The sequence below is a fragment of the Vreelandella lionensis genome (genome assembly GCF_002087295.1).
GTDB lineage: Bacteria > Pseudomonadota > Gammaproteobacteria > Pseudomonadales > Halomonadaceae > Vreelandella > Vreelandella lionensis.
Genome location: NZ_MWVI01000042.1, coordinates 1 through 19,050 on the forward strand (window position 1 = coordinate 1; position 19,050 = coordinate 19,050).

A 19,050-nucleotide genomic window follows, 5' to 3' on the forward strand; every position below is an offset into this window, starting at 1 on the left:
CGGTCTCCGGAATAACCGGGGCGGTTCAATGGGGGGAAGGGGGAGGTGTGTCTGAACGACGAAAAGTGGTTAAAAAGTAGCCGATGTAAGTCGAGCCAATAGGTGTTTAGCGGTGTTAGAGCCTGAGTGCGGTACTGGCTGAGGTACTATGAGAAATCCAGGCTAGACCGATAAAATGATAACGATGAACCCGTGCGAGTGAGGGGGTTCTACTGCAGGTTTTTACCTTATTAAGGTCTGTGGCATATTTCCATGAAACGTTCAGAAAATACCATCCGGATATTACTAGCCGATGAACATCGCTTAGTATGCTCTGCGGTCAGTTCCCTTATCGAAACCTTCGACAATATGACGGTAGTCGCCGAGGTAAGCTCTGAGCAACAACTCATGAGAGAAGTTGCCCATTATCGAGTAGATGTTGCTCTCATTGATTCAGCGGTAGTCGCTTTAAGTGGTTTAGAATCATTGACATACCTCACAGATCTTTGCCCAGGTATCCGAATAGTCGTGCTTTCCACATATTCTAGCGATAATTTTATCCGCCGCCTGCTAGAAGTGGGCGCCTACGGCTTTCTGCATAAGAACGCGGATGTCAGTGCGCTGGAGACCGCCATTCGAAAAGCGGCTGATGGGGAGCGTTTTATATTCACTGCGATGGGGCCGGAACGGTTCCTCAATGCAACCTCTATGGTGGGAGTGGCCTCCGCACATAGAAGTCCGCTGACAACACGCCAAAGCGAGGTGTTGCAGTTAGTTGCCAAAGGGTACCGTAGTAAGGCGATTGCGGATCAGCTGAACGTTAGCATCAAAACCATCGAAACTCACCGAGCTGACATCATGCGTCGGCTTGGGGTCAGGCACACCGCTGGTTTAGTGCACGAAGCCATCCGGCTAGGGCTGTTGGCCTCTCCCCAGGGCCACGAAGAGCCTCAGTAGCCCCTTCACTATTATGTCTTGAGGGCTTCCATAGCCGTCTTATGTGATGGTTTGACTAGTGAAGCCTTCATTCGAGCTTGGCTATGTCTGCTTTATTTATACAATGCTCTTAGACGCCGCCAGCACATACAAAAACTCCAGCCCCAGCGTAGCTGCAGCAAGTGATGTAATGTCGCCGTGGTCGTAGGCGGGGTTCACTTCCACTAGGTCCATACCCACCAGCTCCATACCCACCATGCCGCGCATTACTTTCAGCATCAGATCGGTGGACATACCGCCGCATACCGGCGTGCCGGTGCCCGGCGCAAAGGCGGGGTCCAGGCCGTCGATATCCAGCGTCACGTAGGCTGGATGATGGCCTACCCGAGCACGATCCGCTCCAGTACCGCCGCAGGGCCATGGTCGTTCACCCAATCAGCATCGAGCACTTCATAAGGGTGGTTGTTGCGGTCATAGCTGGTACGAATGCCAATTTGCAGCGAATGCTCCGGCACCACCAGGCCTTCTTTGAGGGCGTGGTGGAAAATGGTGCCGTGGTCAAAACGCGTGCCTTGCTCATAGGTATCGGTATGGGCATCAAAGTGAATCAGTGCCAGCGGGCCATGTTCACGGGCATGGGCGCGCAGCAGCGGCAGGCTGATGTAGTGGTCGCCGCCCAGCGACAGCATCTTTTTGCCCGCTTTCAACCAGCGCATGGTGTGGGTTTCCAGGTTGTCTACCAGGCTTTCCGGCTCGCCGTAGGCGTAATCCAGGTTGCCAGCATCGCACACCCGCTGGCGATCTTCCAGAGCAAAATCCCACGGCCAGCGCTTGCCTTCCCAAATCAGGTTGGCGGTGCTTTGGCGAATAGCGTTCGGCCCCATACGCGTGCCTGCACGGGCAAGAGCAGGGTAGGTCAAACGGTACGCCGCTAACCACGACTTCAGCATCGGTGGCGTTGGGGTCAATCGCTTTGGGCACGGTCATAAACGTGGAGATAACGTCACCAAACAGGCTGGGCATGATCTGAGATGGGGTCACCTAACGTGTACTCCTATGGTGTGCAGCAGTAAGAAAATGGAGGCAAGCGCGAGCGGGGCTGCTCGAAGAAGCGCGACGATAAGGAATTTTTCGCGATGAATGAAATGAATGTTTAGAATGAAATCATTCATCATGTAAATAGTGAGGCGATATGCGTTCGCTACGCCACTTTGACCTAAATTGTTGCTGGTATTTGAAGTGCTGATGCGCGAGCGCCATGTGACCCGCGCCGCTGAGAAGCTCCATTTAAGCCAGCCAGCGCTAAGCCATGCCCTCAAGCGCCTGCGTGAAGCGTTGGGTGACCCGCTATTGGTACGCACCGAGCAGGGCCTGCAGCCAACGCCCAGAGCGCTCACACTGCTGCCAGTGGTGCAGCAAGCCTTAGCCGCGCTTCAGGAAGGCCTCGCGCCGCCTGCCATCTTTGCCCCAGCGACCAGCACCCGGCGCTTTACCCTGGCGACTACCGACTACTTTGAAGAAGTCATGTACCCAGCGTTTCTTAGCCAACTGTTGGGCTATGCGCCGGGCATTAGTTTCTCCATTGAGTTGATTACCCCGGAAGTGGTAAGCGAAGCCCTAGAGCAACGCCAAGTGGATATGGTGGTGGGGTTAGATAGCCAATCATCGCTACCCAGCGGCGTGTTGCAAACGCCCTGGATGCATGAAGAGCTGGTGTGCCTAGCCGCCCAGCAGAACCCTCATGTAGGCGATGCCTTGGCGCTAGAGGAGTTTGCCCGCCAGCCCCATGTGGAGCTTGCCGATATCAGCGGCCTGCTGCCCAGCCGCATTGAGAGCTGCCTAGCCCAGCATGGGCTGAGCCGCCGGGTGATCTCGAAAAACCTCAACTACATCGCCGCCGCGCGGGTGGTGGCGCTCACCGATGCCATTATTGCCTTACCCCGGCAAATGGCCGAGCGCTTTGTCGCGATGCTGCCCGTTCGCAGGGTTGCCCCACCTGAAGAACTACCCGCCTTAACCATGACACTGATCCAGCATAGTCTCTACGCCAATGCCCCTGAAAACGTGTGGCTCTATGACGAACTGACCGCGTTTGCACAGAGTGCTAGCCGGTAGAAAAATAACGTGTATGTAGTTGTGTTGTAAATAAACAACACAGTTGAATCAAAGGTTGAATGGTCACTGGCGGGCTCGGCATTAGATCCTAAACTGCTATCTGGCGCATTTTTTCGCGCAATAGTGAATAGGGAATAGTGAGTAGATAATAGTGAGTAGATAGCGCCCAAAGACGTTGGGGCAACCACCCGGCTGCAAGGGATTGGGCGCTGAACGCGGACAAACCCAGGGAGAAAGCGTGTGAAAATAGGCGCACCGAAAGAGATTGCTCGGGGAGAAGCGCGAGTCGCGTTGACCCCCGAGAGCGCAAAGCAACTTCAGAAGCTTGGCCATGAATCCCTCATCGAAACAGGTGCCGGCCTGGCCGCGGGTTTTAATGACGACACTTATCGCGACGCTGGCGTGACCGTGGCGGAGAGTGCCGACGCGCTTTGGCGCGACGCTGAGGTGGTCATTAAAGTCCGCGAGCCCTCTGATGAAGAGGCCGAGCGGCTGCGTGAAGGTCAAACGCTGATTGCCTTCTTCTGGCCGCGCAAAACGAAGCGTTACTGGAGAAGTGCAAAGCCCAAGGCGCTACCGTGATCGCGATGGACATGGTGCCGCGTATTTCCAGAGCGCAGAAGATGGATGCGCTCTCCTCCATGGCGAACATTGCGGGCTACCGCGCAGTCATTGACGGCGGGCAATAACTTCGGCGGTTTCTTTACCGGCCAGGTGACCGCCGCAGGCAAAGTACCGCCTGCCAAGGTATTGGTCATCGGGGCTGGGGTGGCAGGTTTAGCGGCGATAGGCACCGCGACCAGCTTAGGGGCGGTAGTGCGCGCCTTTGATCCGCGCCCTGAAGGTTCTGAGCAGATCGAATCCATGGGCGCTGAATTCCTGTTTCTCGATTTTGAGGATAGCCAGGACGGCTCCGAGAGCGGTGGCTACGTGGCCCCCTCAAGCCCTGAGTTCCGCGAAAAGCAGCTGGCGTGCTTCCGCGAACAGGCGCCGGACGTGGATATCGTTATTACCACGGCACTGATTCCCGGCAAGCCCGCGCCCAAGCTCTGGCTGGAAGACATGGTCGCCGCCATGAAACCCGGTTCGGTGATCGTGGATCTGGCCGCCGAGAAGGGCGGTAACTGTGACCTGACCCAGCCCGATGAGCGGGTGGTAAGCGATAACGGCGTGGTAGTGGTCGGCTATACCGACTTCCCCTCGCGCATGGCGACACAGGCCTCACTGCTCTACGCCACCAATATTCGCCTATGCTCACCGACCTCACCCCGGAGAAAGACGGCGTTATCCATCACAACATGGATGACGACGTGATCCGTGGGGCAACGGTGACTCACCAAGGGGAGACCACCTTCCCACCGCCGCCGCCCAAGGTCAAAGCCATTGGCGCGGCCAAGCCGAAGAAAAAAGAGAAAGCGCCGACTCCAGAAGAGAAGAAAGCCGCCGAGCTTGCCACCTTCAAAGCGCAAACGAAGAGCCAAGTGACCATGTTGGCAGTGGGCGGCGCGCTGATGCTGCTACTGGGGTTAGTCGCTCCTGCCTCGTTTATGCAGCACTTTATTGTCTTCGTGCTGGCCTGCTTTATCGGCTTCCAGGTGATTTGGAAAGTGAGCCACTCGCTGCATACACCGCTCATGGCGGTCACTAACGCCATTTCCGGTATCATTATTTTGGGAGCGATCCTGCAGATTGGCTCGGGCAGCGCGGTGGTTAGCGTGCTGGCGGCTATTTCGGTGTTAATCGCATCAATCAATATCGTGGGTGGCTTCCTGGTAACACGCCGGATGCTGGCCATGTTCCAAAAATCCTAAGCGGCGGAGAGACGATATGTTAGAGCAAGGATTCGTATCTGCCGCAGCGATTGCGGCAAGCGTGCTGTTTATTCTGTCGCTGGGCGGCTTGAGTAACCAGGAAAAAGCCAAACGGGCCGTGTGGTACGGCATTGTCGGTATGGCGCTAGCGGTGTTTTTCACTGCGTTTGGTCCGGGTATCGGCGGCTACTGGCGGCTCATCCCGATGATGCTGATTGGGGCGGGCATTGGGGCCTACGTGGCGGGTAAGGTCGAAATGACCGAAATGCCTCAGCTCGTGGCTGCGCTGCACAGCTTTGTGGGCTTGGCAGCGGTTTTCGTTGCCTGGAGCGCAGACCTGGAGCGTCGCCGGGTGATGGCAGCACGTGCCGCTGAAGCATCGCTGGACCAGTTCTCCGCCTTTGCGGCACTGGTGGCAACCAAAGCCCCCGATGAGCTGATGTTTCTGCAAGTTGAGGTGGTGCTGGGCATCTTTATCGGCGCGGTAACATTCACCGGTTCGGTGATTGCCTTCGGCAAGCTCGCTGGCAAAGTGGATGGCAAGCCAAAGCAATTGCCCGGCGGCCATATGTTGAATGCCGGTGCGGCGGCGCTGTCGCTGCTGTTGGCGATTATGTACCTCAACGGCGCAGGCTTCTGGACGCTGCTAGTGATTGCGGCGCTGGCGTTCTTTATCGGCTACCACCTGATCATGGGCATCGGCGGGGCGGATATGCCCGTGGGGGTCTCTATGCTGAACAGCTACTCCGGCTGGGCGGCGGCGGCGATTGGTTTCACGCTCTCCAACGACCTGCTGATCGTGACCGTGCGCTGGTGGGCTCTTCCGGTGCGATTCTCTCTTACATTATGTGTAAGGCGATGAACCGTAACTTTGTCAGCGTGATTCTAGGCGGCTTTGGGGGCACGAAAGGGCCTGCTGCCGAGATTGAAGGCGAGCAGGTGTCGATTGATGCCAATGGCGTTGCCACGGCGCTTAACGATGCCGATAGCATCATTATCGTACCGGGTTACGGTATGGCGGTGGCCCAAGCGCAAACGGCGGTCAGCGATTTAGTCCGTAAGCTGCGCGCCGCTGGCAAAACCGTCCGCTTCGGCATTCACCCCGTGGCCGGACGCTTGCCAGGGCATATGAACGTACTGCTGGCGGAAGCCAAGGTGCCCTACGATATCGTGTTGGAGATGGATGAGATCAACGACGACTTCGCCACGACCGACGTGGTCATCGTCATCGGCTCCAACGATATCGTGAACCCCGCGGCCGAAGAGGACCCCAACAGTCCCATTGCGGGGATGCCGGTTCTCAAAGTATGGGAAGCGAAGCAGGTGTTCGTCAGCAAGCGTGGCCAGGGCACTGGCTACTCGGGTATTGAGAACCCGCTATTCTTCAAGGAGAACACGCGCGAATGTTCTACGGCGATGCTCGCGATAGCTTAAACGCCCTGCTACCGCTGGTGGAGTAATCAAGTAAAGCAGTAGACTGACAAGGAACGGGGCGCTCAGCGCCCCGTTTCACGTTTGATTGTTAATAACTATCAGCTTGTTGGTTAAATGCAAATTGTGACTATTGAGTAGGTGCTTTAAAACTGTAAAACATGAATAACGCATCCGCTGACGATCTACACAGTAGCTTGCAGCAAAGATGCAGAGCATTTGTTCCCTTGGTATCGCCAAGGCATAGAGCAATAAGGGAGAGAGCTATGAGCGGTAAATGTCCTGTCATGCACGGTGGTAACACCTCGACCGGTACTTCCAACAAAGATTGGTGGCCGGAAGGGTTGAAATCTGGATATTTTGCATCAGCAAGATCGCAAATCAGACCCGATGGATCCGGATTTCAACTACCGTGAAGAAGTACGCAAGCTCGATTTCGACGCGCTGAAGAAAGATGTCCACGCGTTGATGACCGATAGCCAAGAGTGGTGGCCCGCTGACTGGGGGCACTACGGCGGTTTGATGATCCGTATGGCTTGGCACTCCGCTGGCACCTACCGTATTGCTGATGGCCGTGGGGGCGGTGGTACCGGAAGCCAGCGCTTTGCACCGCTCAACTCCTGGCCGGACAACGTCAGCCTAGATAAAGCGCGTCGTCTGCTGTGGCCGATCAAGAAGAAGTACGGCAACAAAATCAGCTGGGCAGACCTGATGATTCTGGCTGGCACCGTGGCTTATGAGTCCATGGGCTTACCTGCTTACGGCTTCTCTTTCGGCCGCGTCGATATTTGGGAACCCGAGAAAGATATCTACTGGGGTGACGAAAAAGAGTGGCTGGCACCTTCTGACGAACGCTACGGCGACGTGAACAAGCCAGAGACTATGGAAAACCCGCTGGCGGCTGTCCAGATGGGGCTTATCTATGTGAACCCGGAGGGGTTAACGGCCAGCCTGATCCGCTGAGAACCGCGCAGCAGGTACGTGAAACCTTCGCCCGTATGGCGATGAACGACGAAGAGACCGCAGCCCTCACCGCTGGTGGCCACACCGTAGGTAAATGCCATGGTAATGGTGATGCCTCTGCGTTGGCCGCTGAGCCTGAAGCGTCTGACGTTGAAAACCAGGGCTTTGGCTGGGGCAATCCCAACATGCAGGGCAAGGCGAGCAACGCCGTGACCTCGGGCATTGAAGGTGCGTGGACCACCAACCCCACGAAATTCGATATGGGCTACTTCGACCTGCTGTTTGGCTACGAGTGGGAACTGAGAAAGAGTCCTGCCGGTGCCCACCAGTGGGAACCGATTGACATCAAAGAGGAAGACAAGCCGGTTGACGCCAGCGACCCCTCTATTCGCCACAACCCGATCATGACTGATGCGGATATGGCGATGAAGATGGATCCGACCTATCGCGCTATCTGCGAAAAATTCATCGCGGATCCGGAGTACTTCAAGAAAACCTTCGCGAAGGCGTGGTTCAAGCTGACGCACCGTGACCTGGGTCCGAAAGCACGCTATATCGGCCCGGAAGTCCCGGCAGAAGACCTGATTTGGCAAGATCCGATTCCGGCAGGCAACACCGACTACTGCGAAGAAGTGGTCAAACAGAAAATCGCACAAAGTGGCCTGAGCATTAGTGAGATGGTCTCCACCGCTTGGGATAGCGCCCGTACTTATCGCGGTTCCGATATGCGCGGCGGTGCTAACGGTGCCCGCATTCGCTTGGCCCCACAGAACGAGTGGCAGGGCAACGAGCCTGAGCGCCTGGCGAAAGTGCTGAGCGTCTACGAGCAGATCTCTGCCGACACCGGCGCTAGCGTCGCGGACGTGATCGTTCTGGCCGGTAGCGTAGGCATCGAGAAAGCCGCGAAAGCAGCAGGTTACGAGGTACGCGTACCCTTCCTGAAAGGCCGTGGCGATGCGACCGCCGAGATGACCGACGCAGACTCCTTCGCACCGCTGGAGCCGCTGGCCGATGGCTTCCGCAACTGGCAGAAGAAAGAGTACGTGGTGAAGCCGGAAGAGATGCTGCTGGATCGTGCGCAGCTGATGGGCTTAACCGGCCCGGAAATGACCGTGCTGCTGGGCGGTATGCGCGTACTGGGCACCAACTACGGTGGCACCAAACACGGCGTATTCACCGATCGTGAAGGCCAGTTGACCAACGACTTCTTTGTGAACCTGACCGATATGGGGAACAGCTGGAAGCCGGTAGGTAGCAACGCCTACGAAATCCGCGACCGTAAGACCGGTGCCGTGAAGTGGACCGCCTCGCGGGTGGATCTGGTATTTGGTTCCAACTCGCTGCTGCGCTCTTACGCAGAAGTGTACGCCCAGGACGATAACGGCGAGAAGTTCGTCAAAGACTTCGTCGCCGCCTGGACCAAAGTGATGAACGCCGACCGTTTCGACGTCGCGTCGTAAGTCAGCAACGGTTCGTCGTACTATCTAAGGCACCCCTAGCGGGTGCCTTTTTTTGTATGCGTGCCTGGGCATCGCTGGTTCGTCAGCTTTGCTACAGTAGCGCATGCTTTCCCTTTGATATAACAACACGAGATCGACGATGAAACGCAGTAAATGGATATGGCTAGTATGGGCCGTTGTCTTGTTAAGTTATTTAGTGCCTTACACGCTGTTAAGCGACGTGTCGCGATGGTACGGCAGCTTTTTGTTTTGGGCCGTGGCCGGGGTGGCCATCATTGCTCTGAACGTGTTTATTACGACAGATTTTAAGGAGCATAGCGATGACTGAGTCGCTCATTTGGTGGTCCATTGCTATCTACTTATTAGTGGCCATAGGCATTGCTATTCTGTCGCGCCAACGCCCGGCGAAAGGCGGTTCAGAAAGCATGTCCGGCTACTTTTTGGGTAACCGCCAAATGAACGGGTTTGTCTCGGCGCTGAGCTACAGTGCCACGACGTATAGCGCCTTTATGATGGTGGGCCTGGCTGGCCTGACCTATGCGGGCGGCGTGGGCGCGCTCGGTTTTGAAATCATCTACTTTGCCGGTGTCTCACTGGTGGCGGTTTTCGGCCCTAAGTTCTGGGCGGTCGGCAAGAAGTTCGGCTACGTGACGCCCAGCGAGATGCTGGGCCACCGCTACCATAGCAAGCAGGTGGCCATGGCCGTGTCGATAGCGAGCTGTATCTTCCTAATTCCGTACTCGGCCGTTCAGCTCGCTGGTGTCGGCTACCTGTTGCAGGGTATTACTGATGGCGCCATTACCTTTACCACCGGGGTCGTGTTGGCCACGGTGATCGCCATTTTCTTCTCCTATATCGCAGGGATTCGTTCGGTCATGTGGACCGACTCGCTCCAGGCCATCATGATGATCGTGGCTTCTACCCTGGTAGCCTTTCTGGTGATTCAAAGTCTGGGCGGTTTTGGTGCGCTCTTCGATACGCTGGCAACGGAGCACCCGCAGTCACTGACGGTGCCTGGCCCTGGTTTGTTCAGCTTTGTGACCTTCCTAGGGCTCACCATTCCATGGTTCTTCTTTAGCCCTTTCAAATCCGCAGGTCAGCCAGCGCCTTTTCATGCCCTCGTCGCTGCGCTCAATGCGCCACATGCTGATTGGCTTCCTGGTGTTCGGTTTTATTTATACCCTGGTCTCCGTACTTTGGGGCTTCTCAGCCTTGGCAGCCTTCCCCAGCCTTGCAAGCGCAGACTTGGCAACGCCCACGCTACTGGCCTCAGAGTTTGTGCCGCCCGTATTAGGCGTGATTGTGATGATCGGCATTATGGCCGCCGCCGTTTCCACGATTGATTCGATCATGCTGACGCTGGCGTCCATGGTCTCCCGCGACGTCTATGCCAACCTCAAGCCGAACGTCAGTGAAAAGCGACAACTGCTGGTGGGTAAGTTTGTAGTGCCGGTGATTGCACTGATGGCGCTGGCTTTCGCCGAGCTGCAGCTTGACCTGATTGCAGTGCTGTCGGTGGCCGCCTCATCGGGCTTGGTGGCCATGGTGCCTGCGCTGATCGGTGCTTTCTATTGGAAGCGCGGCACGGCTGCCGGTGCACTGACCAGCGTGGTGGGTACCAGCGCCTTTGTACTGCTGATGTATGCCACCGGCAATTCACTACTGGGTCTGCCTGCCGGTGTATGGGGCATTGTGGTCGCGAGTGTGCTGTTTGTTGGCGTTAGTCTTGTGACCAAGCCTCATCAAGCCTCTACCGATGCTTTCTTTGCCGCCATCGCGGAAGAGTTGGGTACACAGCGTCGCACTGCCAATGACCCGGCGAAGAAGCAAGCGGCTCATTAGGCACCCTATCGATAAAAGCCCCTGATGAGGGGCTTTTTAGCCTTACTGCCACTTCAATAACTGCGCTCTGTAGGGCCGCCTGCGCCTGCGTCGCACTGATGGGCTGCAAACGCACCTTGGTGCCCGGCAAGCACTGGGCGAGGCGGGCGCAGGCCATGGGCGTCAAAGCACCCAGGCGCGGGTAGCCGCCAATGGTTTGGCGATCGTTCATCAGGATGATCGGTTGGCCATCGGGAGGAATCTGCACGGCCCCTAACGGAATGCCCTCGGAGACGATACCGCCAAGGCGGCTGTTCAGCGCTTTGCCGGTCAGTCGAATGCCCATGCGGTCAGCGCGTTGGTCCACGGTCCAGGGCTGGTTGAAGGCATCGAACAGGCTGCGCCCGGCAAAGTGCGCGGCCTGAGAGCCTAACACCATGTCCAGCACGGTTTCTTCTGAGTCGGGCAGGGGAAGTTGGGTGCCTTGAGGCAACTGTCGCGGCGTGGCGCTGCTGCCTTTCCAGGTGAGCTGATCGCCAGTTTTAAGCGGTTTGCCATCTTCGTGCAGGCCGCCGATTTGCTCTCTTGCCGTGCAGGCTTGGCTGCCTAGCACCTCTGGCGCATCAAGCCCGCCAGGAAAGGCGAGGTACGCGCGCAGGCCCTTTTTCGGCTGGCGAAAGACCAGCGTTTGGCCCGCTTGCATCATAAAGCTGTCGTTGGGCGCAAGCGGTTGGCCATCCAGTGTGGCGGCAAGGTCGGCTCCGGTGAGGGCAAGGCGCACGTCGCTATTGGCCACCAGCGTCAGGTTGCCGCCCATGACGATTTCCAGCGCGGCGCTCTCCAGCGGGTTGCCCAGCAGCCAGTTGGCCCAGCGGAAGGCGATCCAGTCGGCGGCACCGCCCTGAGTCACGCCTAAGTGGCCGACGCCGAAGCGGCCCGCATCTTGAATCAGCGCCAGCGGTCCGGCTTGCTTTACGGTCAACATGGGGTGGCTCATGACCGCTCCTCCAGTGGGGTCGTATCGCCCCCAGCCGCTTCAAATTCTGATTGGGATATCGCCTTAAAGCGCACTTTATCGCCCGGTCGCAGCAGCGGCTCGCCACGTTTGGCGTGCTCGAAAAGCGGCACGGCTGTTCTGCCAAGAATGTTCCAGCCACCCGGCGAAAGCAGGGGGTAAATCGCGGTTTGCCGGTCGGCAATGCCCACGCTTCCGGCTGCGACGCGGCGGCGGGGCGTTTTCAAACGCGGCGTGGCAATGGCCTCATCCACCAGGCCCATAAAGCCGTAGCCAGGGGCAAAGCCCAGTGCAAACACGCAGTAATCGTGGCTGCAGTGGCGCTCAATCAGCGCCTCGACGCTGAGCCCGGCGCGCTGGGCAACGGTGGGCAGCTCCGGGCCAACGCGCTCGTCGCACCACACGGGGATTTCGTGGAGCTGGCCCTGTTGGGCATCGGCGGGCGTTAAATTGCGCAGCGCGCCGCGCGCGAGCGTCGAGGCTTGAGCAAAAGTGAGCCTCTGGCAGTCGTAGTGCACCAGCAGGGTGGTGTACGACGGGATAAGATCAATCAGCGCGTGATCAAAGGCGCGCCGCAGCGCCTCGTCAGCGGCCATGATCCACGCCATATTAGTTTCATCAATGGCGTCGAACAGGCGCACCGTCAGGGCGTCCATCGCCGCCGTTTCTAAGCGCAGTTTCACGCGGACTCCAGCGCCGTAAAGGCCTCACGAATGGCGCGCACGGCGGCCACGGATTCGGGGTTATCGCCATGCACGCAGAGCGTGTCGCAGGGGAGCTGTAAGGCGCTGCCATCCCGGGCGGTCAGCGCTTCGCCTTTGGCCAGGGAAACGGCTTGGGCGACGATAGTGGCTTGGTCGTGATGCACAGCCCCCGGCAGGCGGCGAGAGGCGAGATGCCCAGTGGCCTCATAAGCGCGGTCAGCGAAGGTTTCAAACCACAGCGTCACGCCCATTTTTTCCGCTAATTGACGATGCGGCTCTGGGTTGGCGGTGGCCATCACCATGAGCGGCAGGCGGGCATCGAATGCCTTCACGGCCCGCATGCACCTTCCAGCAATTCCAGATTGGCAGCCATGTCGTTGTACATAGCCCCGTGGGGTTTGACGTAGCTCAGCGCGGTGCCTTCCGCTTGGCAAATGCCTGCCAGCGCGCCGATTTGGTAGAGCATCATGTCTTCCACTTCGGCAGGAGAGCAGGCCATGGAGCGGCGGCCAAAGCCCATTAAATCCGGGTAGCCGGGGTGCGCGCCGATCTTCACGCCGTGCTGGACGGCAGGCGCCACCGTTTTACGCATCACATGGGGGGCTGAGACGTGGTAGCCGCAGGCAATGTTGGCACAGTCAACGTAGGGCATAACATCAGCGTCTAAACCAATCGACCAGTTGCCGAAACTTTTGCCCATATCGCAGTTAAGCAGCGGAATCGCCATAACGTCTCCTGCAGGGTTGCGTGTTGTTAGTGATTGATATCGCGATTGATTAGTCAAATAAGTACAAATATTGGCTAATCATGTTTATTACATAATAAGCGTGTTTATGTTTGTGCTATCGCAAAAATAATATATGGAGCCTGCGTCACAAGTGCCAATCGTTTTTAGCGATATTAAGTATCGGTGCTTCCTATCATGCTGTTATTTAGTGGAAAAATAGTTGACGCTAGGGCGCTATACGATTATCAACTAAATAAAGCGACTCAAAAAAGATTACAAAAGAGACGCCCTTATCCGCCTGATGTAGCGCCGTTGCGCCACCAATAAAAATGGCAATGAAAGGGTGATCTCGAGGAGTACCACATGCGGTTGCCAGCCCCGCGACAGCATGACCGTGCCCAACACGGCATGTTGCACTTACATTTGCATATCAACGCCTCACGATGGGAGACCATGGTGTGTGGCGTGGTGGAGGCGCTTGACGCTGTGCTTCCCGTGAATGCTTCATTACAGGCTGGTTAAGCACGATGCTGGATTTTAAGGAACTCGACGCCTTTGTTTGGGCGGTGAAACTTGGCTCTTTTCGTCAAGCGGCGGTGCGTTTACACATTACGCAACCGTCGATATCTGAGCGTATCTCGCGTTTAGAGAGCTCGGTGGGCGAGCTACTTCTTGAGCGCTCGGCGCGGCATATTCAGCCTACTATGCGTGGTAGGGAATTCTTCCTGCATGCCGAACGTATGCTGGCCCAGCGCGATGAAGCCCTCAAACTTTTCGATAGTGAAGAAGACTTTTCCGCCCCGCTGCGCCTGGGAACGATTGAAACCATTGGCCCACAGTTGGTTCCCCACGTTTATGCAGCGGCTCACCGAGCGCTACCCGCGGTTGATTATTGAGCTCACCGTGGATTACTCCCCGGCGCTGAACGAGCGGCTGAACAGCAATGAGCTGGATATTCTGCTAGCCATGAACGGCTACCTGCCTTCAGAGCAAATTGACCATGAGACGCTCAGCCCCTATGAAATGGGGATGTTTGTTTCACCTCGACACGCCCAGATGTTAAGCAAACGCCCTGATGCTTGGCATTCAACGCTGCCGTTTATCTCCTTTGGCAAGCTGGCGCGTCCGTATGAAGAGTTAGTAAGTTATTTAGCCGACCAAGGTGTTCAACAGCCGCGTATTCATAGTGTGAGCACGCTGATGACGATTGTGCGTTTAACCACGGAAGGGCTGGGGATCGGCGCGCTACCAGTAGCCACCGTGCTGGATGAGTGGCGGCGGGGCGAGCTGTTCCGTTTGGCGCTTCCCGCGCCACTACCAGCCATGCACTATGATGTTATTTGGCGCAGCGCATATCATCCTCGTTTCTGCCGTGGCGTTGGCCGCTTGGCGCAGGAGTGCGCGCTAGAGTATGCCGCTGAAAAGCATACCGAGATTACTAACACGTGTTTTACCGGATGCTGGGTAACACCTAGCGTCCCTTCCTCCACCCCTAAGGCAACACCTCCATCAATATGATAAGAGGATTTTTTCTATGCGTACTCGCATTGCGACCCCACTGCTTCTTGCCACTGCATGCAGCCTTGCGGCGGCATCCACGGCCCATGCCGCAGAGTGGACCATGGCCACCCCTTATGGGGACGCCAGCTTCCACACCCAGAACACCAAGCAGTTTGCTGAAGATGTGGCAGAAGCCACTGACGGCGAACTCACCATTACCGTACACAGCGGTGGGGCGCTGGTCTCTCACGGCGAGATCAAACCCTCTGTGCGTCGCGGAACGATCGATGCCGGTGAGGTGTTCCTGTCGATTCTCTCCAACGACGACCCGATTTTTGAAGTCGATACGCTGCCCGGTGGGGCCGGTAGCTACGATGATGCCTATGCGCTGTGGGAAGCCACTAAGCCGATGATTACTGAGCTATTCGCCTATGAGGGGCTGATTCCGCTCTACGCCGTCGCATGGCCTGCTCAGGGCATTTATACCGCCGAGCCGCTGACTGACCCAGCCCAGTTTGATGGGCTGCGCGTACGCGCACCAAACATCAATACCCAGCGCTTCGTTGATAACCTGGGCGGCTGCCCGACCGAAACCGAAGAGTCGGATATCCCACCTGCCTTCAGCACTGGCCGAGTAGATGCCATGATTACTTCAAGCTCCACCGGTACCTCCATGGCCGCGTGGGACTACGTCACCGACTACACCGACGCCAACCTGTGGCTGCCGAAGAATATCGTGTTTATCAGCCAGCGCAGCTTTGACCGCTTAGATGAAGCCACTCAAGAAGCGCTGATGGAAGCAGCGGCGCGTGCCGAAGAGCGTGGCTGGCAGATGAGCCGTGACAACAACGATGAAAGCCTGGCAGCTCTGAAAGAGAACGGCATCAGCGTGTCCGAGCCTAATGCTGACGTTGCCGCCGCGCTGCAAGCCGCAGGTGATGAGCTATTTGCCGATTGGCAGTCCCGTGCGGATGACGAAGCCAAGCAAGGGCTGGAAACGTATCGTGCCCAGCGTAGCAACTAACCTTCCGGTGCTGTGTTAATCCTCGGGGGCAGCCTGTGTGCTGCCCCTTTCTCCACGCGCTCTGTGAGACTGCGAACATGACGTTTAAATTCGACAAACTCTACCGCCTCGGTGCCTGGGGCGCAGCAGCGTGCATGGTGGCGATTTGTGCGCTGATCGCGCTTCAGGTCACTTTCCGTTTAGTGGATGCGCTATTGGTATTGGTCGGCCAGGAGCGGCTCGGTGTCAGCATTACCGGCGTCTCGGAAATGGCCTCCTATTTATTGGTAGGCGCCACCTTTCTTGGGTTGGCCTACACCTTTGTTCATCATGCCCATATCCGCGTGACCTTACTGATTTAACGCCTGCCTTCTGCGGTGCGCGTGTGGTTTGAGGTGTTTGGGCTGATTATTGCGCTGGTTATCAGCGTACTACTGGCCTACGGCCTGATTGGTTTGGCGAGGGAAAGCCTAGAGTACAACGATGTTTCGTCGGGCTTTTTGTCGATTCCCCTGTGGATCCCCCAGGTGGTGCAGGCCGTTGGGGTACGGCTGCTGGCCCTGGCGCTGTTAGAAGCGCTGTGGATGGCCGGGCGCATTGTCATACGCGACCCGTCAAGCTTCCGCGAAGCCACTTCCATCGACGATAACGAAGCGCAGTAAGCGGCTGCTCGGGAGATACCCTCGTGCTACTACTAAGTTTAGCGACTATTTTTACCCTGGTGCTGCTGCTGGGCAGCGGGGTGTGGATTGCCTTTGCCTTGATAGGCACAGCGTGGATTGCGCTGCAATTTTTCAGCCCTTTTGACCCTGGCCCGATTCTGGCCTCCGATTTTTGGGGCGCAAGCTACGGCTGGGATTTAACCGCGCTGCCGATGTTTATCTGGATGGGCGAGATTCTGTTTCGCTCGGGGCTGGCGGACAATATGTTCCGTCGACTTTCTCCCTGGTTGAACCGTCTGCCGGGCCGCTTGCTGCATACCAATATCATTGGCAGTGGCATGTTCGCGGCGGTGTGTGGCTCGTCGGCGGCTACCTGTGGCACGGTGGGCAAAATGACCCTGCCGGAACTGGAGCGCCGGGGCTACGACAGCAATATGGCCATTGGCACTTTGGCCAGTGCGTCTACGCTGGGGCTGTTGATTCCACCCTCGATCGTGCTGATCGTCTACGGGGTGGTTACGGAGCAATCCATCTCGCGGCTGTTTATGGCGGGCCTTGGCCCCGGCTTGATGATCTTGGCGCTGTTCATGGCCTATTTGGTGCTCTGGGCGCTGCTCAAAGGCAACCGTGACGGCCTGACAGGTGCTGACGAATCCGATATGAGCTTTGCCGAAAAGCTGCGTAATACCTGGTCGTTGGTGCCTATTTTGCTGCTAATCGGCGGGATTATCGTGTCGATTTACGGCGGGCTGGCATCGCCGACGGAAGCGGCAGCGGTTGGCGTGGTGCTGTCGGTGATCATTGCTCGGTTCAACGGCCACTTTAATCGGGCGATTTTTACCGATTCGCTGTTTGCTGCGGTACGCACGGCCTGCATGATTCCCTTTATTATTGCCGGGGCGTCGTTTTTAACCTCAGCCATGGGCTTTACCCAGGTACCCATGAAGCTCGCTCAGGCGATTGGTGAAATGGGGTTATCGCCCACCATGCTGCTGATTGCGCTCACGTTGCTGCTACTCATCATGGGCTGCTTTCTGGATGGTATTTCGCTCATCCTACTGGTGACGGCGATTATCATGCCGGTGGTCAGCGCGGCAGGCTTTGACCTGATTTGGTTCGGTATCTACTTGGCGATTGTGGTGGAGATGTCGCAAATCACGCCGCCGGTTGGGTTTAACCTGTTTGTGATCCAAGGGTTAACCGGTAAGGATATTCGGACCATTACCAAGGCGACGCTGCCGTTCTTTCTACTAATGCTGCTGGCGATTGCGCTAATGCATCTCTTCCCCAGCATCGCGCTTTACCTGCCTTACGCCATGACTAGCTGATTGCTAGGGTTAATGACCGTAAACCGACACACCGCCCCGGCCAGAGCGCTTGGTGAAGTACATGCTCTGGTCGGCGGCGTCAATCAGCTCTTGCTCATTACCAAACCCACCATCGTTGAGGCCGGCCACGCCAATCGATACGGAAACGTAAACTGGCTTTTGATCGAGGTGTGCCATGGGGCGCTCTTGTAAACGTCGTGTGATGCGTTCGGCAAAGCATTTAGCGCTGTCGGCATCTTCATCTGGCAAAATCACTAGAAACTCTTCACCACCGTAGCGGCCCGCTACGGCGCCTGAGCGAATGAGAGAGGTAAGCGTTTTGCCAAAATGAGTCAGCACTCGATCACCCGCCTGATGGCCGTATTGGTCGTTAAGCACTTTAAAATGGTCTAAGTCGATAAATACAACGGACATCGTGCGCTTTGTCGTGAGACAGAGATGGAAGCGCTCCCGCAACTGCTCTTCAAGCCAAGCACGGTTAGCCAACTTGGTTAGGGGGTCGATACGGCTGCGCTGCTCTAGCTTCGCATAGTCGTTTAACAATGTTTCCCGCGCCTTGTACTGAGCATCCAAGCGGGCACTGAGTGACAGAGTATGTTCAAAAAGCAGCTGTTGGGCGTTTTGAAGCAGTGCCAAACTATCTACTCCGCAGGGGGCGCTCAATCCTAAGGCGTTTGATAACGGCGGCAGCGTGTGCTGCAAGTGAGCTAATAAGCCATCAACTGCCCAGTTATTGAAGGTAGGTAAAGTACGCCACTGCCGTAACACATCTGCTACTGCTTGCGATGGATTAGCCGATAACCACGCATCTGCGATAGGGCCAGACATACGTAAGCAAACTGCTGCCATATCGTCCGTCTCAAGGCTGCCGTGACTGTGGTAAATCGCATTGATCAATTCGTCATGCGCCCCCCACTTCGCCATTAACCATGCACCTACCAGCGTGTGGTCACAACCAAAGTAGCGCTTTTCTACCTGTATGATGTGCTGATGAGAGGAGCGGTCGTCGGCATAGAGCAGATCAGCATCGGCGGGATAAGCCTTCTGTAGTGCCAGGATGCCAATATCTTGTAGCAACGCTGTGGTAAAAATGCTGCCTGATTGGTGAGGGCAGAGCTGGTTTTCTAGGTAGCTCGCGGCGGCCGCTGCTGTGATGGCACGCTGCCAGAAGCGTGCTCGGCTGTGTGCGTCATGGTCGTCTTCAAACAGGCAAAAACTCAACACGGTGGCGAGAGTAACATCCAAGCCTAAACGCTGGGTGGCATCGAAACAGGTATGCGAGGGCTGGGGCGTACGCAGGTAATGTACGCTATTGGCCACGCTCATTACCCGTGCAGTGAGGGCAGGGTCATGCTCTATCGCTTTGGCATAGTCGCTGCACGTAGCGTCGGCAGTGCGAGCGACATTCAGCACTCGCAGGGCTGCCGCTGGTAGAGAGGGCAAGCGCTTGCATTGCAGCAATGTACTACTAATAAAACTAGGAAGCTGGTCAGCGAGAGTGGTGTAACGCGTTTCGCTGGCGGCGGTGTTAACCGTCATATTATCTCCTTGTATGCCGTTCAGCGAAGCCGGTGGTGAGTGCCATCTGATCTGAA

The 19,050-nt window shown here is 56.8% G+C and carries 11 protein-coding genes and 8 pseudogenes; 14 read left to right on the forward strand and 5 right to left on the reverse strand.

Going from position 1 to position 19,050, the window contains the following annotated elements; all coding sequences use genetic code 11:
• Positions 1-252 precede the first annotated feature (252 nt).
• The gene (locus B4967_RS05020; protein WP_083023997.1) at positions 253-936 is read left to right on the forward strand and encodes a response regulator; all 684 of its coding nucleotides are present in this window, start codon (positions 253-255) and stop codon (positions 934-936) included.
• A 96-nt stretch (positions 937-1,032) separates the two neighbouring features.
• Here the strand turns inward: B4967_RS05020 and speB are convergent.
• Positions 1,033-1,938 (reverse strand): annotated as a pseudogene (gene speB / locus B4967_RS05025) (agmatinase).
• 198 nt (positions 1,939-2,136) lie between these two features.
• On the opposite strand from speB, the gene B4967_RS05030 reads away from it, so the two are divergent.
• The 7 genes and pseudogenes from B4967_RS05030 (at position 2,137) to B4967_RS05055 (ending at position 10,537) form a co-directional block, all read left to right on the forward strand.
• A complete protein-coding gene (locus tag B4967_RS05030) occupies positions 2,137-3,030 on the forward strand; it encodes a LysR family transcriptional regulator (protein ID WP_243470336.1) in 894 nt (297 codons plus the stop codon).
• Between the two features lie 240 nt (positions 3,031-3,270).
• Positions 3,271-4,841, forward strand: a pseudogene (locus B4967_RS05035) (Re/Si-specific NAD(P)(+) transhydrogenase subunit alpha).
• Positions 4,842-4,857: 16 nt separating this feature from the next.
• Positions 4,858-6,301 (forward strand): annotated as a pseudogene (locus B4967_RS05040) (NAD(P)(+) transhydrogenase (Re/Si-specific) subunit beta).
• 502 nt (positions 6,302-6,803) lie between these two features.
• The gene (locus B4967_RS20100) at positions 6,804-7,235 is read left to right on the forward strand and encodes a peroxidase family protein (RefSeq protein WP_340638694.1); all 432 of its coding nucleotides are present in this window, start codon (positions 6,804-6,806) and stop codon (positions 7,233-7,235) included.
• Positions 7,199-8,695, forward strand: a pseudogene (gene katG / locus B4967_RS05045) (catalase/peroxidase HPI); the annotation flags it as partial. The gene B4967_RS20100 and the pseudogene katG, both read left to right, overlap by 37 nt.
• 139 nt (positions 8,696-8,834) lie before the next feature.
• Positions 8,835-9,023 carry a hypothetical protein gene (locus B4967_RS05050; protein ID WP_054641039.1) on the forward strand — a complete coding sequence of 63 codons (189 nt, stop codon included), beginning with the start codon at positions 8,835-8,837 and terminating at the stop codon, positions 9,021-9,023.
• Positions 9,016-10,537 (forward strand): annotated as a pseudogene (locus tag B4967_RS05055) (sodium:solute symporter family protein). The gene B4967_RS05050 and the pseudogene B4967_RS05055 overlap by 8 nt, the downstream one beginning before the upstream one ends.
• A 42-nt stretch (positions 10,538-10,579) precedes the next feature.
• Here B4967_RS05055 and B4967_RS05060 read toward each other — a convergent pair.
• The 3 genes and pseudogenes from B4967_RS05060 to B4967_RS05070 form a co-directional block, all read right to left on the reverse strand.
• Positions 10,580-11,513, reverse strand: a pseudogene (locus tag B4967_RS05060) (5-oxoprolinase subunit C family protein).
• On the reverse strand, positions 11,510-12,214 hold the full coding sequence (locus B4967_RS05065; RefSeq protein ID WP_083024000.1) for a 5-oxoprolinase subunit B family protein: 705 nt from the start codon (positions 12,212-12,214) through the stop codon (positions 11,510-11,512). The pseudogene B4967_RS05060 and the gene B4967_RS05065 overlap by 4 nt, the downstream one beginning before the upstream one ends.
• Positions 12,211-12,962: pseudogene (locus B4967_RS05070) on the reverse strand (5-oxoprolinase subunit PxpA). Before B4967_RS05070 ends, B4967_RS05065 begins: the two are co-directional and overlap by 4 nt.
• Before the next feature lie 363 nt (positions 12,963-13,325).
• Between B4967_RS05070 and B4967_RS18015 the strand changes: the two are divergent.
• The 6 genes and pseudogenes from B4967_RS18015 (at position 13,326) to B4967_RS05090 (ending at position 17,455) form a co-directional block, all read left to right on the forward strand.
• A complete protein-coding gene (locus B4967_RS18015) occupies positions 13,326-13,484 on the forward strand; it encodes a hypothetical protein (RefSeq protein WP_161491472.1) in 159 nt (52 codons plus the stop codon).
• 5 nt (positions 13,485-13,489) lie between these two features.
• Positions 13,490-13,858, forward strand: a complete 369-nt coding sequence (locus B4967_RS20670; protein WP_340638689.1) for a LysR family transcriptional regulator — start codon at positions 13,490-13,492, stop codon at positions 13,856-13,858.
• Positions 13,791-14,480, forward strand: coding sequence for a substrate-binding domain-containing protein (locus B4967_RS05075; RefSeq protein WP_340638690.1), 690 nt, complete (start codon positions 13,791-13,793; stop codon positions 14,478-14,480). Before B4967_RS20670 ends, B4967_RS05075 begins: the two co-directional genes overlap by 68 nt.
• A 16-nt stretch (positions 14,481-14,496) precedes the next feature.
• Positions 14,497-15,486: a TRAP transporter substrate-binding protein gene (locus B4967_RS05080; RefSeq protein ID WP_083024002.1), complete on the forward strand. Its 990-nt coding sequence runs from the start codon at positions 14,497-14,499 to the stop codon at positions 15,484-15,486.
• A 77-nt stretch (positions 15,487-15,563) separates the two neighbouring features.
• Positions 15,564-16,127 (forward strand): annotated as a pseudogene (locus B4967_RS05085) (TRAP transporter small permease).
• A 23-nt stretch (positions 16,128-16,150) separates the two neighbouring features.
• Complete coding sequence (locus tag B4967_RS05090) at positions 16,151-17,455, forward strand: TRAP transporter large permease (protein WP_083024004.1); 1,305 nt, start codon at positions 16,151-16,153, stop codon at positions 17,453-17,455.
• Positions 17,456-17,464: 9 nt separating this feature from the next.
• Here the strand turns inward: B4967_RS05090 and B4967_RS05095 are convergent, their stop codons facing one another.
• Entirely contained in the window at positions 17,465-18,994 is a 1,530-nt protein-coding gene (locus tag B4967_RS05095) for a sensor domain-containing diguanylate cyclase (protein WP_083024005.1), read from the reverse strand.
• Between the last annotated feature and the right edge of the window lie 56 nt (positions 18,995-19,050).